Source organism: Arthrobacter humicola (genome assembly GCF_022803015.1).
Taxonomy (GTDB): domain Bacteria; phylum Actinomycetota; class Actinomycetes; order Actinomycetales; family Micrococcaceae; genus Arthrobacter; species Arthrobacter humicola_A.
On the sequence record NZ_JAFKON010000003.1, the window covers coordinates 471,597 to 485,377 of the forward strand.

At 68.8% G+C, this 13,781-nt stretch carries 14 protein-coding genes; 11 read left to right on the plus strand and 3 right to left on the minus strand.

Features of this window, described 5'->3' with window-relative positions; all coding sequences use genetic code 11:
- Window positions 1-40: 40 nt before the first annotated feature.
- The 6 genes from ARTB_RS09575 to ARTB_RS09595 are packed head-to-tail and all read left to right on the plus strand — an operon-like array spanning window position 41 to window position 3,891.
- A complete protein-coding gene (locus tag ARTB_RS09575; protein WP_243179553.1) occupies window positions 41-778 on the plus strand; it encodes a DUF5947 family protein in 738 nt (245 codons plus the stop codon).
- Window positions 771-1,412 (plus strand): DUF6084 family protein, encoded by a 642-nt coding sequence (locus tag ARTB_RS09580; protein ID WP_243179554.1) that lies wholly within the window; start codon window positions 771-773, stop codon window positions 1,410-1,412. The genes ARTB_RS09575 and ARTB_RS09580 overlap by 8 nt, the downstream gene beginning before the upstream one ends.
- Window positions 1,409-2,923, plus strand: coding sequence for a hypothetical protein (locus tag ARTB_RS09585; protein WP_243179555.1), 1,515 nt, complete (start codon window positions 1,409-1,411; stop codon window positions 2,921-2,923). The genes ARTB_RS09580 and ARTB_RS09585 overlap by 4 nt, the downstream gene beginning before the upstream one ends.
- Window positions 2,920-3,039: a DUF6893 family small protein gene (locus ARTB_RS21955; protein ID WP_018772298.1), complete on the plus strand. Its 120-nt coding sequence runs from the start codon at window positions 2,920-2,922 to the stop codon at window positions 3,037-3,039. The genes ARTB_RS09585 and ARTB_RS21955 overlap by 4 nt, the downstream gene beginning before the upstream one ends.
- Window positions 3,040-3,047: 8 nt before the next feature.
- Window positions 3,048-3,620: a hydrogenase maturation protease gene (locus ARTB_RS09590; protein WP_243179556.1), complete on the plus strand. Its 573-nt coding sequence runs from the start codon at window positions 3,048-3,050 to the stop codon at window positions 3,618-3,620.
- Between the two features lie 13 nt (window positions 3,621-3,633).
- Window positions 3,634-3,891, plus strand: a complete 258-nt coding sequence (locus ARTB_RS09595) for a HypC/HybG/HupF family hydrogenase formation chaperone (protein WP_243179557.1) — start codon at window positions 3,634-3,636, stop codon at window positions 3,889-3,891.
- A 68-nt stretch (window positions 3,892-3,959) separates the two neighbouring features.
- Here ARTB_RS09595 and ARTB_RS09600 read toward each other — a convergent pair whose 3' ends face one another.
- The gene (locus ARTB_RS09600) at window positions 3,960-4,730 is read right to left on the minus strand and encodes a DUF6390 family protein (protein ID WP_243179558.1); all 771 of its coding nucleotides are present in this window, start codon (window positions 4,728-4,730) and stop codon (window positions 3,960-3,962) included.
- Window positions 4,731-4,925: 195 nt separating this feature from the next.
- On the opposite strand from ARTB_RS09600, the gene ARTB_RS09605 reads away from it, so the two are divergent.
- The 3 genes from ARTB_RS09605 to ARTB_RS09615 are packed head-to-tail and all read left to right on the plus strand — an operon-like array spanning window position 4,926 to window position 7,918.
- Entirely contained in the window at window positions 4,926-6,113 is a 1,188-nt protein-coding gene (locus ARTB_RS09605) for an ABC transporter substrate-binding protein (protein WP_243179559.1), read from the plus strand.
- Window positions 6,103-7,176 carry a FecCD family ABC transporter permease gene (locus tag ARTB_RS09610; RefSeq protein ID WP_243179560.1) on the plus strand — a complete coding sequence of 358 codons (1,074 nt, stop codon included), beginning with the start codon at window positions 6,103-6,105 and terminating at the stop codon, window positions 7,174-7,176. Before ARTB_RS09605 ends, ARTB_RS09610 begins: the two co-directional genes overlap by 11 nt.
- Complete coding sequence (locus ARTB_RS09615; RefSeq protein ID WP_243179561.1) at window positions 7,169-7,918, plus strand: ABC transporter ATP-binding protein; 750 nt, start codon at window positions 7,169-7,171, stop codon at window positions 7,916-7,918. The genes ARTB_RS09610 and ARTB_RS09615 overlap by 8 nt, the downstream gene beginning before the upstream one ends.
- A gap of 137 nt (window positions 7,919-8,055) precedes the next feature.
- Here the strand turns inward: ARTB_RS09615 and ARTB_RS09620 are convergent, their stop codons facing one another.
- Window positions 8,056-9,423 carry a cation:dicarboxylate symporter family transporter gene (locus ARTB_RS09620; RefSeq protein WP_243179562.1) on the minus strand — a complete coding sequence of 456 codons (1,368 nt, stop codon included), beginning with the start codon at window positions 9,421-9,423 and terminating at the stop codon, window positions 8,056-8,058.
- Window positions 9,424-9,560: 137 nt separating this feature from the next.
- Here ARTB_RS09620 and ARTB_RS09625 point away from each other — a divergent pair, with 137 nt between their 5' ends.
- Together ARTB_RS09625 and ARTB_RS09630 are read left to right on the plus strand one after the other, a co-directional pair.
- Entirely contained in the window at window positions 9,561-11,276 is a 1,716-nt protein-coding gene (locus ARTB_RS09625) for a sensor histidine kinase (protein ID WP_243179563.1), read from the plus strand.
- On the plus strand, window positions 11,273-11,992 hold the full coding sequence (locus tag ARTB_RS09630) for a response regulator (RefSeq protein WP_243179564.1): 720 nt from the start codon (window positions 11,273-11,275) through the stop codon (window positions 11,990-11,992). Before ARTB_RS09625 ends, ARTB_RS09630 begins: the two co-directional genes overlap by 4 nt.
- Window positions 11,993-12,330: 338 nt before the next feature.
- Here ARTB_RS09630 and ARTB_RS09635 read toward each other — a convergent pair whose 3' ends face one another.
- On the minus strand, window positions 12,331-13,776 hold the full coding sequence (locus tag ARTB_RS09635) for an SLC13 family permease (protein ID WP_243179565.1): 1,446 nt from the start codon (window positions 13,774-13,776) through the stop codon (window positions 12,331-12,333).
- Window positions 13,777-13,781: the final 5 nt, after the last annotated feature.

Here is a 13,781-nt window from a genome sequence, read left to right on the forward strand (position 1 = left end):
GCAGGCACATGAATTCCGCGGCACGGGAACGGAGCAGGGCATGACGGCGACGCCGGGAACCGGAAGTCAGCCGGCCGGCAGCGCCGGAAACAACAGCGCCGGAAACAACAGCGCCGGAAACAGCGCGTCGGCGCTCGCCGTGCTCCGCCGGATAGCGTCCACCCGCCCGGCCCAGCCTGCCGGCGAGCGCTGCGAGATGTGCGCGGAGCCCATCCCGGACGCCCACCAGCACGTGGTGGATCTGGAGAACCGCTCCCTGCTGTGCACGTGCCGGCCCTGCTATCTGCTGTTCACGGACTCGTCGGCCCATCTGCGTTACCGCTCCGTCCCTGACCGCTACCTCTCGTTCGAGCCCTTCGAGCTCGGACAGGCCCAGTGGGACGAGCTGGAAATCCCGGTGGGGCTGGCATTCTTCTTCTTCAACTCGGCTCTTGGCCGGACGGCCGCTTTCTACCCGAGCCCCGCGGGCGCCACGGAGTCCGAACTTCCCCTGGCTGCCTGGGCGTCGGTCGAGGCGGCCAACCCGGCCATCACCGCGCTCGCCCCCGACACGGAAGCCCTGCTGATCCGCGCCCCCGGCCCCGACCGGGGCCGGGCGGACTGCCACCTTGTCCCCATCGATGCGTGCTACGAGCTAGTGGGCCGCCTGCGGCGGGTATGGAAGGGCTTCGACGGCGGCCAGGAGTCCCGCCAGGAGCTCGCGGGATTCTTCGACCGGATCAGCCGCCGCAGCAGGCCGGGCGCCCCCGCGGCAGATCTGGAGGGACGCCATGGTTGAGCTCGATTTCAGTGTGCTGGACATCGCCCCGGAGCCCTACGCGGCCGCACCCCAGCTGACCGCCCGCCTGCGGATCCAGGAGAAAAGCGGCGCCGCCGTCCATGCCATGGCCCTCCGGTGCCAGGTGCGGATCCTGGCCCAGCGCCGCGGCTACGACGCCGACGAGGAAACCGGGCTGCTGGAACTCTTCGGCACCCGCGGACGGTGGCCCACCACGCTCAAGCCCTTCATCTGGATGCACAGCGGCATCCTGGTCCAGGGATTTGCGGACAGTGCCGACGTTGACCTGCCGCTGCCCTGCACGTTCGACTTCGACGTCGCAGCGGCAAAATACCTGAACTCCCTGCGGGACGGGACGGTCCCGCTGGAGTTCCTCTTCTCCGGGACGGTCTTCACGCGCGGCGCGGCGGGCTTCGGCGTCGAGCAGATTCCCTGGGACCGGGAAACGCGGTACGCCCTGCCCGTGGCGGCCTGGCGGTCGCTGATGGACGCATTCTTCCCGAACCAGGGATGGATCCGCCTGGACCGCGACGTCCTCGCGGCCCTGGCCAGGTACAAGGCGGTCCACGGCTTGATTTCCTGGGAGGCCGCCATCGAGGGGCTGCTGGCCGGGGCGGGTGACCCGGTGCCGTGAACACCGGACTCAGCCTGGCCCGCGCCGTCGCCGACGCCGTCCTCTACGAGGGGTACCTCCTGTACCCCTACCGCGCCTCGTCCGCCAAGAACCAGGCCCGCTGGCAGTTCGGCGTGCTCGGGCCGCCGGGCGCGGCTGAATCCGGTGCCGGCGAACAGCCGGACATGGCAGCGGATTGCCTCCTCGAGCCGGGACCCGCGGCCCGGGTCGACGTGCACCTGCGCTTCCTGCACCTCCAGAGCCGTTCCGCCGAACGCGCGGATGCCGGCGGTTTCACGCCCGTCGACGAACTCACCGTCGGCGCCTCCCGGTGGCTTAGCTGGGACGAGGCAACGGATCAGGAGATCACCCTCGGGCCGTACAGCCTCGGCCAGCTTGCCGCGGGCGTGTGCGCGCCGGTGAACGTGCCGGCGAACGAGGACATCGAGCCCGTGCTGGATCCCGCCGGCGCCATTGCCGGCCGGCTTGTGCGCCGGCGGCGGGAGCTTCGTGGCGAGGTGCGCCTGCTGGCGGCGCAAGTGGTGGCGCCGGGGCAGGCCGCCCAGGCCGGCGCCCCGGGCGGGCAGGCGCACGGGCCGCTGTGGCGGCTCAGGGTCACGGTGGAGAACGCGGCGGCAGCGGCCACCGACACGCGTACCGCCATCGAGTACTCGTTCATCGGAGCCCATGTCCTGCTCGCCGTCCACGACGCCGATTTCCTGTCGGTGATCGATCCGCCGGGATGGGCAGCAGCGGCGGCGGCTTCGTGCAGCCAGCACCGCTGCTGGCCGGTGCTCGCCGGCCCCGAGGGGCAGCGCGATGTCCTGCTCCTGTCCCCGATCATCCTCTATGACCATCCGGCGGTAGCACCGGAAAGCACCGTGGAATTGTTCGACGCGACGGAGATCGATGAAATCCTGACCTTGCGGGTGCTCACCCTGACCGATGCGGAAAAGGCGGAGGCCCGGTCAACCGATGCCCGGGCCGCCGCGATCATCGAGCGCTGCGAAAACATGACGGCAGAGGAGCTCCAGCAGTTGCACGGCATCCTGCGGAACCCGCACGCCGGTGCGCCCCGTGGACCCGGGAGCATCGGAGGCGACGGCTTCCCCGGCCCCGCGGTCCCGGCCTATCCGGAGTTCTCAGTTCCGGAATTCTCGGTTCCGGGCGCCTCCGACGCGGACACCGGCGCCGGCACGCCGTGGTGGGATCCGGCCCGGGACGCGGCCGTGGATCCGGGATCGGACACCGTCTTCATCGACGGCGTCCCGGTCTCACGCGGCAGCAGGGTGCGGGTTGTCCCGCTGCGCCGCGCCGACGCCCAGGACCTCTTCTTCGCCGGCAAGTCGGGGCGTGTCACCGGAGTCCACTTCGACGTCGACGGCGGAACGCACGTCGCGGTGGTCCTCGAGGCGGACCCCGCCGCCGAACTGCAGGAGTGGTACGGACGGTATCTGTATTTCGCCCCCGAGGAACTCGTCCCGCTCACCGCGGCGCCGGCCCCGGACAACGGAAAGGAACCATCACCATGAAAGCTCTTGGCATCATGACAGTCGTGCTCTTGCTGGCCGCGGGCCTGGCAGCAGCCGTCGTCGGCCTGCGTTCAATTCCGGACATCAAGCGCTACGTGCGAATGCGGAGCATGTGAGGCCCGGTGTGAGCGGGGTCCTGGTGGCGGGCGTGGGGAACGTGTTCCTTCGCGACGACGGATTTGGGCCGGCCGTCGCCCGCCGGCTGGCCGAGGAGCAGTCCGGCCTGCCCGGCTGGGCGCCGGAGGAGGTCCAGGTTCGGGACTACGGGATCCGCGGGCTGCACCTCGCCTACGATCTCCTGGACGGGGTGGATGCGCTCGTGCTCGTGGATGTGCTCCCGGCCCCGGCCGACGGGAGCACAAGCGCAGGGACGCTCCGGATCCTGAAGATACGGGTGGAGGACCTGGAAAGCGGCGGTCCGCTGACGCCGGCCGGCCTGCGGGCCGATCCGGCCTTCGATCCGCATGGCATGGACCCGCTGGCTGTCCTCCGCCGTCTGCGTGTTTTGGGCGGATCGCTGCCGGAGACCTACCTGGTCGGCTGCATCGCGGGGCGAACGGACGAGGGCATGGGACTGTCCGAGGACGTGTCCCGCGCCGTTCCGGCAGCCGTGGAAGCAGTCCGCACCCTGGTGGCAGCCCGCATCACGAAGGCAGACGCAGCGCCCGCGAGCGCGGCTCCGGATGAAGCAGGCTGAGGAGGAACCACGGATGTGTCTGGGAATACCGGGCCGGATCATCGAAGTGATCGACGGCTACAACGGGCAACTCGCCCTCGTGGATGTGGCCGGAGTGGAGCGCAAAATCAACATTGGCCTCCTCGATGACGGCCCTGTGGAGAGCGGCACGTGGGTCCTGATCCACATGGGCTTCGCCCTGGAACGCGTGGACCAGGAAGGTGCCGCCCGTGCGATGACGGGACTTGAGCTCATGGGACGGGGCCCGGACCCCACCGACACGGTCCCGTAGCCTTCACTCCCCACTGGCTGGACTCCCCACTGAAGGAACTCTCCACTGACGGAACTGCAAGGCGCCCGCTATTCGAGGGCGATCGCGGCGCCGCGGTGCTCCACGCCGGAATTCGCGATCTGGAGGTGGCGCGCAAAGTAGTGCTGGAGCCGGTGGAGCTGGGCGGGCGAGAGCCGGTCGCACACCCAGTCCCAGTGGAGGGACACCATGTCCCCGGGCGTGAGGTCAGCAATGAAGCCGGACCCGGCCACGGCGTACTTGGCCGTCTCGATCACCGGTTCCCCCAGCGACAGCGCCATCCCGTCCCACGCCAGGGGCCGCGAGCGCACGAGGGCGCTGTCCCCTTCGACGGCCACCACCTCGCCCCACCGGATGCGGCATTGGTCAAGGACGTTCAGGGCCGTGGATGAGCGCCGGTCATCGCGCAGGAGTCCCGTCCACGGATAGATTTCCAGGACGTGGAAGCTGTGATGCGGGACGCCGCCGGCCAGGACCCCTTCCATCAGGTGCGGGAACTGATGCCCGGTCCGTGCGCGGAACCGGTCCTCCATGGAATTGCCGATGCTGCGTACACCCACGGAGTCCAGCAACGTGTTTCCCACCCAGTAGGCCTCCACCACCGCGTAGTCCAGCGGGTCCGGGATTCCGGTGGCACCGGCGATGAGCTCCAGGTACGGCCAGGCGCCGGCGAACCCCTTCGCAAGTTCGCGCAGGCCCGCGTCGGTCACCCCGGACTGGCCATAGTGCAGCAGCGCGTCGCTGTCAGGCGGCCCGCAGCTGCCCCGCGAATTCGGCGGATACGCGTAGCGGACAAACAGTTGGGCGCCGTTGATTTCCATCCCGTGGCCTCGTTTCACAGGGGATATCAGCGAGGCTAGCACCGGCGCCCATCGGCGAACAATGCCCTGTGTGACCGGCATTGACACCCCTGCGCATTCGGCGGATGCTGTGAGGAAATGCCGCACCGGGACCATTGCTGTGGCCGGCGCGGAGCGAAAGGCCGTGGCGCGCGGTCCTTCCCGGGAGGTAGGCCGATGAGCATCCCCGAAGCCAACCGACGATCTGTACTGGCAGCGGCCCTCTACGGCGGAGGGGCGCTGTTCCTCGCATCCTGCGCCGCGGCCGGCACGGCGCCACAGTCGTCGCCGCAGTCAACGCCGCCGGCAGGGACTGCCGGTACAGCGCCCCCGGGTTCCGCCTCCGACCCGGCCGGGATCCAGGTGACGGACCAGCGCGGGACCGTCCTGAGTTTCGACCACCCGGTCACCCGCGTGGTGACCATTCCCATGCCCGCCGCCTCCCTGCTGGCCGCCGTCGACCAGGGCGCCAGCCATCTCGCCGGGATGCACAACGCCTCCTGGGTCGCGATGCGCGACGGCGCCATGGGCGCCATGTACCCGGAGGCCCTGAACATCCCGCACGACATCGCCACGACCGACTTCACGCCCAATGTCGAAAGCATCCGGGCGCTGAACCCCGACGTCGTGGTCCAGTGGAGCGATGCGCAACTGACGACACCGCTGGAACAGGCCGGGATGAAGGTCCTGGGCATCACGAACACCGGCACGCAGCAGGACGTGGACACGTGGGCCGCGCTCTTCGCAACGATGCTGGGCCGGCCGGACCGGGCCGTGCAGATGAAGGCGCGCAGCGACGGGCAACAGAAGGCCATCCAGGCCGAGGCCGCCGCCCGCGGCACCGGCGGCCCGGGCATCATCTACTTCAACAGGTTCAGCGGCGGCCTCAAGGTGGCCGGAAGCGGCAGCTACAACGACTTCTACATCAAGCTCATCGGGGCACACAACCCCGCCACCGGCCCGCAGGGCCTTCAGGGCAAGGGCATGGTGGGCGTGGACGTCGAACAGGTTCTGGCCTGGGATCCGGAAATCATCCTGCTCGGGAACTTCGACGGCGCGATGCCCGCCGACATCTACGCCAACCCGGTGTGGCAAAGCGTCTCCGCCGTGCGCTCCCGCCGCGTCTACAAGGTCCCGCTGGGCGGCTACCGCTGGGATCCCCCCGGCCAGGAATCGCCACTGATGTGGCGCTGGCTCACAGATGTCAGTTTCCCCTCCGGCAACCGCTCCACGCTGAGGGACGAGACAAACGACTACTTCGACTTCCTGTACCGCCACCGGCCATCGGCGCCCGAGCTGGACAAGATCCTCTGGACCGAAGCCAACGGCACCTCGGCCAACTACCGGCAGTTCGATGCTTCGTGAGGCCCAGCCTCTGACCACGGGACCCCCCGGCGGCCGGGGATCGCGGCTGCGCCAGGTCATCGGTCCATGCCTGCTCTCCGGAGCAGTCCTGGCGGCCGTGTCCGCGGTTGCACTCGCCAGCGGCCGCTACAGCGTGCCCCTGGACCATGTCGTGCAGATCCTGGCGTCCCGAATAGTTCCCTTCGGCCCGGGCCTTCCCGCGGCCGAGGAAAACGTGGTGCTGCTGGTCAGGTTGCCCAGGGTCCTGCTTGCCCTCCTGGTCGGTGGCGCCCTCGCAATCGGTGGCGCGGCCCTGCAGGCCGTGTTCCGCAATCCCCTGGTCAGCCCGGAGGTCATCGGCGTCTCCTCGGGCGCCTCCTTCGGCGGTGCCCTGGCCCTGCTGCTGGGCCTGGGCCCCGTCGCCCTCGTGGGCGGATCGTTCGGCTTCGGGCTGCTGGCACTGGGAATCGTCTTCCTCATCACGTCCGGGCGGGGCGGCGCCCACATCCTCATGGTGGTCCTCGGCGGAATCGTCACGGCCTCGTTCTTCTCCGCCCTGGTGGCCCTGGTGACGTATCTGGCGGACCCGTTCACCACCTTGCCCGCCATCGTTTTCTGGCTGCTTGGCAGTGTCTCCACCGCCACCTGGGCGAAAGTGCTGGTGGCCCTCATTCCGATCGCTGCCGGCGGCATCGTCCTGCTGGCCCTGCGGTGGCGGATCAATGTGCTCTCGCTCGGCGACGACGACGCCACCGCCCTGGGGCTCCGGCCCCGCCCCCTGCGCTGGGCGGTCCTCACCGCCGTGGCCCTCATGGTCGCCGGGGCCGTCGCCGTCAGCGGCGTCATCAGCTGGGTGGGGCTGGTCATCCCCCACCTCGCACGCATGTGGGTGGGACCGGACCACCGCGTGCTGCTGCCGGTCTCCTTCCTGCTGGGCGGGGCCTACCTGATCGCCATCGACACCATCGCGCGCACCGCCACGGCCGGGGAAATCCCGTTGGGCGTCCTGACCGCCCTGATCGGCGCACCGGTCTTCTTCGTGCTCTTGCGCCGGAACCGGGAGAGGATCTGGGACGGTGCTTGAGCTGCGCGGGGCCGGGTTCGGCTATTCACCGCAGAACTGGGTGTTCAAGGATCTCAGCTTCTCGGTGCCGCCGGGCACCGTGACCGCGGTCCTGGGGCCCAACGGCAGCGGCAAGACGACCCTGGTGCGCTGCGCGGCCGGCATGCTGGCCGTACAGGAGGGTGCGGTGCGCAGGTCCGAGACGGCGGGCTATGTTCCCCAGGCGCGCGGCAGCACGTTCGCCTACCCGGCCCTGGACATGGTGGTCATGGGCCGTGCCCGCCACATCGGCGTCTTCCGCTCCCCCGGCAGCCGGGACAGGGCCGCCGCGCTCCGCGCCATGGACCGGGTCGGGATCGCCGCCCTGGCCGGCCGGCTGTTTCCGACGCTGAGCGGGGGCGAGCAGCAGCTGGTCCTGATTGCACGGGCTATCGCGGGCGGTTCGCGGCTCCTCGTCCTGGACGAGCCGTCCACCGGGCTGGACCTGAAGAACCAGGTCCGGGTCCTCCAGCTGCTGAGGGAACTCGTGCGGACCGGGATGTCGCTGCTCGTGAGCACCCATCACCCGGACCACGCCCTGTTCCTCGCGGACTCGGTGGTCCTGATGGGCGCCGCGGGTGTGGTGACCGGGCCTGCCGGGCCGCTCCTCGCCGATGCGCAGCTTTCGGCGCTGTACGGCGTACGCGTCAGCACCCTGAACTACGACGACGAAGGGACGCCCCGCCGCACCGTGGTCACCCCCTTCGGCGCCGACGAGGGCTGAACCGAACGCCCAAGCGCCCGGCAGCTGGGCTGCCGGGCGCTTGGGGCGTCATCGAGCGGTAGTGCTTCCGGTCAGTTTAGGGCCGGGGTGCGGCTCACGCCGGTTCCGGCGCGGGTCAGGACGGTGCAGGCGTCGGTTCAGGCGTGTGCCAGGACCGGTCGTGCCGGCTGTGCGGGCTGTTCGGCGGCATCCTGTGCGCCGGAGTGGCCGGCCAGCATCGTCTCTTCGTCGAACGGCTCGGCACCGGCCAGGACACGGTCCACGCGTCCGCCGTCGATCTCCTTGACCCAAGTGCCGATCAGCACCGTGGCGACGGCGTTGCCGGTGAAGTTGGTCAGGGCGCGCGCCTCGGACATGAACCGGTCGATGCCGACGATCATGCCCACGCCGCCCAGCAGCTGGGGTGCGTGCGCCTGGAGTCCGGCGGCCAGCGTGGCCAGGCCGGCGCCGGTGACGCCGGCGGCACCCTTGGAGGCGATGATCATGAAGACCAGCAGGGAAACCTGGGCGCCAAGGTCCAGCGGCGTGCCCATGGCGTTGGCGACGAAGAGTGCTGCCATGGTCAGGTAGATGGCGGTCCCGTCCAGGTTGAAGGAGTAGCCGGTGGGGACCGTGACGCCCACGACGGGCTTGGACACGCCGAGGTGTTCCATCTTCGCGATCAGGCGGGGCAGCGCGGCTTCGGAGGAGGAGGTCGAGAAGATCAGCAGGTATTCGCGGCCGAGGTATTTCATGAGCTTGAAGATGCTGACGCCCGCGACCGCCTTGAGCAAACCGCCGAGGACCACGACGATGAACAGGGCGCATGTGATGTAGAAGGCGCCCATCAGGGTCGCCATGCTGATGATGGCCTGGAAGCCGGTGGCGCCGACCACCGCGGCGATCGCGCCGAAGGCTCCGACCGGGGCCAGCCACATGATCATGATGAGGATGCGGAACACGAGGGCCTGGCCGTACCCGACGGCCTTGAGGATCGGGGCTCCCTGGGGGCCCATCTTCTGCAGCGCGAAGCCGACCAGGATCGCGGCGAGGAGAGTCGGCAACACAGGAATGTCGCCCGGGATGATGCCCAGCAGGAAGTCAACGGTGCTGTCGACTGCCGCCTTCTTGTTCGGATCATAGGGGGCGAGCTTGAGGCCCTCGCCCGGGTGGATCAGGTTGCCGACCACGAGGCCGATCGCCAGGGCGAAGGTGGACATGACCACAAAGTAGGCGAGCGCCAGGCCGCCGACCTTGCCGACCGTCGCGGCCTTGGCGATGGAGCCGATGCCGAGCACGATCGTGCAGAAGATCACGGGCGCAATCATCATCTTGATGAGTTTGATGAAGCCGTCGCCGAGCGGCTTGAGGGATTTGCCGACCTCGGGGAACAGCAGGCCAATAACGGCACCTGCGATCACGGCGACGATGACTGCGATGTAGAGGTAGTGGGACTTGTCCAGTCCCTTGCGCTTCTTGGCCGGAGCGGCGGCCGGTGCTGCTGACTCTCCTCGTTGAGAGGCCATGGTGTTCTCCTTGGATAGGCTGGACTTGGTGCGGTCCTGGCTGTGGTCCGCTCTTGTCCTTCTTGCGTGTAACCCCATCATTGATGAGAAGGTGACGCGCATCACCCTTGCGTTCATATTGGTCATGGAAGGTGTTGATGATCCGGCGCTGGAGCATCGCCCGCAGGCTGTTTGCGGCCAACCTGCTGTTCGTGGTGGCCCTGACGGCCATCGTTGGCACGGCCGTGTTCGTGGACGCGCGCGATCACGCCTACGACGAGGCCGGACGCCGGATGGCCGGCATCGCCACCGCCGTCGCCGACGCCCCCTTCGTCCTGGCGGCGGCGGACACAGCCGATCCCACGGCCCTGCTACAGCCGTATGCCCTGAAGACCATGAACGACGCCGACGCGGATTTCATCACGATTATGGCCCCGGACCGCACACGCTGGACCCACCCGCGCGATGAGGAACTGGGCAAACCGTATATCGGCTCCATCGACGCAGCCCTCCATGGCCAGGTGTTCACGGAAGTCGTGGCCGGCACCCTCGGCCCGTCGGTGCGCACCATCGCCCCGGTGAAGGACGCCCACGGCAAGGTCCGGGCGCTCGTGGCCGCGGGCGTGACGGTCCGGACGGTGGACGTCGCACTCTCCGGCCGGCTGCCGGCGCTGCTGGCCATCAGCCTGGCGCTGCTGGCCGGCGGGTCGGCGGCGGCCTGGCTCCTGGGACGGTACCTGCGCCGGGTGACCCGCGGCTGGGGCCCGGAAGAGCTGGGCCAGCTCTTCGCGTACTACGAATCGGTGTTGCATTCGGTGCGTGAGGGCGTGATCCTCATCGACCCCAGGGGCAAAGTGGTGATGTACAACGACCAGGCCGCCGAACTGCTCGGGCTGAGGAAACAGTCCGCCGACGGCGGTCCCACCTCCGGCGCTGACGGCGGCGTTGCGGGGGGCGGGCGCCAGGCGGCGCCCTCCCTCGCGGAGTTGCCGCTGGCCCCCAGCCTCAAGGAACTCTTCGAATCGGGGCGGACCGCCCTGGATGAGATCCACCTGACCGGCTCGCGGATCCTGGTGGTCAACCAGGGCCCCGCGGTGGGACCCGAATCTGCCGGCGCCCGCCCGCACGGAGCGAAGTCCGGCGCTGGCACTCCTGTATACGGAACGGTCGCCACCATCCGGGACCGTACCGAGATCGAATCCCTGGGCAGTGAACTCGAGACCATGCGCACGCTCTCGGACGCGCTCCGCGCCCAGACCCATGAGCACGCCAACCGGCTCCACACCATCGTCTCGCTCATGGAACTGGGCCGGGGCCCCGAGGCGCTGGACTTTGCCACCAAGGACCTGGAACTGAGCCAGCGGCTCACGGATGACATTGTGAGCTCCATCGAGGAACCCGTGCTCGGCGCCCTGATCATGGGCAAGGCAGCCGAAGCACACGAACGCGGCGTCGAACTGACCCTCAATGCCATCGGTTCGACGGCCGTGACCGGACTGGCCGTGCAGGACCTCGTGGCCATCCTGGGGAACCTGCTGGACAATGCAATCGACGCGGCAGCCGAGGCGCCGGCACCCAGGCTCGTGGAGCTGACCGTCGAGACCACCGGCTCCGCCCTGGAGATTACCGTGGAGGACAGCGGCCCCGGGATCGATCCCGCGGCCGTGGAGGACGTCTTCCGGCACGGTTTCAGCACCAAGGCCCCGGGACCGTTCGGACGCGGCCTTGGGCTGGCCCTGGTGCGCCAGGCGGTCCAGCGGCTGGGCGGTACCATGACAATCACCAGCCCGGCCGGGGCGCTGTTCCGCGTCACTCTGCCCGTCACAACACCGCCGGCCACTACGCTGCCGGTCACTACCGAGGGACAACCATGAGCGAGATCCGGGTGCTCGTCGTCGAGGACGAGCCCATCGCTGCCGCAGCGCACGCCGCCTACATAGAAAGGCTGGACGGTTTCACCCTGGCGGGCTCCGCGCCCGACGGCCAGTCCGCCCTGCGCCTGCTCACCGAATTCTCCGCGGCAGGCAATCCGGTGGAGCTGGTCCTGCTGGACATGAACCTCCCGGACCTGCACGGGCTGGACATCGCACGCCGGATGCGGGCGGCCGGACTGTTCGCGGACATCATCGCCATCACCGCGGTGCGGGAATTGAACATTGTCCGCAGCGCGGTGGCCACCGGCGTGGTCCAGTACCTGATCAAGCCGTTCACCTACGCGACCTTTGCGGACAAGCTCGCCAGCTACCGGCTGTTCCGCGAGCAGCTGGCCGCACCCCTGGCCGGGGAAGCCGGAGCCCGGGCGTCCCAAAGCGATGTGGACCAGGCCTTCGCCAGCCTCCGTGCCCCGTCCGAGCTGTCGCTGCCCAAGGGCCTGTCCGCATCCACGCTGGAATCCGTCCAGGACTACATCAAGCAGCAGGCCGAGGCGGTGTCGGCCAGCGAGGTCATGGAGGCGCTTGGGATGTCCCGGGTCACCGCCCGGCGCTACCTCGAGTACCTCGCCGACGCCGGAACGGTCACCCGCGCCGCCCGCTATGGCGCCCCCGGCCGGCCGGAGAACGAATACCGCTGGAACCGGCCGCGGACGTAGGCCTGCCGCTCCCCCGTTCCCGTCACCGGGAGGGCACTTGCCGGTAATCCCGGGAAACACTGCCGCGAAATGCCGTCCCGGCGGTTTCCATGCGGCGGGATGATCTCGAATGCTTGCTGCCATGCGGCCGCTGTTGACGTGTCAGGGCAGCGGGGCGGCGCGCGTTGCGAATAGGCGATGATCCGGGTGATCATCATTCGCCGCCCCACTGCGGTCTGGTGCCGGCGGACTCTGTGTGTCCGGGCCTTCTTCGTGGTTGCTTGCCGCGACCGAAGACTTCATTCCATGCGGCGGGGTCGTCCTGGCTATCGGGAGCCGCGTCGCCGGTGGCCGTGCGGTTACATGATGCCGGTGGGAACCAGCAGGACCCAGGCGAGGGCCGGGGCTACGAGCACCACTCCCCCGGCATATGCCATCAGCTGCCGGTAGACTCGCTGCCTGTCGTTGGCGCGGGCGTTGGCGACCACCAGCGCCCCGTCGGTGGAGAAGGGCGAGACATCCACCACCGTGGCAGCTATAGCCAGCGCCGCGACCGTTCCTGAGGCGCTCAGCGAGCTGGTAGCCAGGAGCGGACCGGCCAGGGGAATGAACGCGGTCAGCAACGCCGTGGATGAGGCGAAGGCTGAGCCGACCCCAATGACGTAGCAGAGGACCAGGGCCACCAGCAGCGGTGCGCCCAGTGCCAGAGCCTGCTCAGCGAGGGTGTCGATGACGCCAACGTGCTGGAGCAGGGAGACATAGGTGATCATGCCGGCTACCAGCAGGACGGTGGACCAGGAGACGCCGCCGATGAACGTCTGGTGTTCTTTGATGTTGACCAGCGCCAGCAGGAGTCCGGCAGAGAGCGCGACAAAGCCGATCGGCAAGTGGAAGCCCAGGGTGCACACGAGCATCACCGCGATCAGTGCCAGCGTGAGGATCTGCTGCCCGTGAGGGCGGCTGGTGCGGGCGGTGTCGACGTCGGCATGCTGGCCGCCTTCGCCGTCCCGCAGCCTGCCCAGGAGGGCGAACAGGACGATGGTGAGCACGGAGAGAATGAGATTGATGGCGAAGCTGGCGATGAAGAGTGCGCCCTGGGAAATGGGAAATCCGTTCTTCAGGGCGATGTCGTGCACCAGCACCCCGGCGACGGACAGCGGGGAAAAGCCGCCGGCGTGGGCTCCGTTGATGATGAATGCGCCCATCAGCACGGGATGGATCCGGGACTCGTAGGCGAAGCCGATGGCCGCCGGTGCCAGCAGCGCGACGGCGGCCGGCGAGAAGGTGCCCAGTGACGTGAGCGCAGCAGCGATCAGGAAGAACACCCAGGGCAGCAGCATCGTCTTGCCCCTGACGAGGCGTACGCAGGTCTGGACGATGATGTCGATGGTGCCGTTCCGCTGGGCCATGCTGAAGAAGTACGTGACTCCGATGATCGTCACGACGATGCTGGCGGGGAACTCTTCGAGGATCTGCTTGTCCGTCATTCCGAGCATGAAATAGCCGACGCCGAAGGAGGCCACCAGCCCCATCACGCCGATGTTCAGCGGCCATTTCGTGGCGACGATGAACATTATGACGAGGATGACGAGCGGGATGATTTGGACAGCGGTCATGGAGTGCTCCGGTTGCGGGGTGGCCGAAGGGTTGAAGATATCACCCCCCAGCACGAGCGCAATCAACGCCAGGAACGCGAACCCGGCGGCCGCCGCCAGTAGGATTCGGCGGCGGCGGGTTGGACGCGGGGCATCGTTGTCCCGGGTCTCGTCCGCAGCGACAGCGGTGCGGTGCTCAGTCTTGGTCATGATCG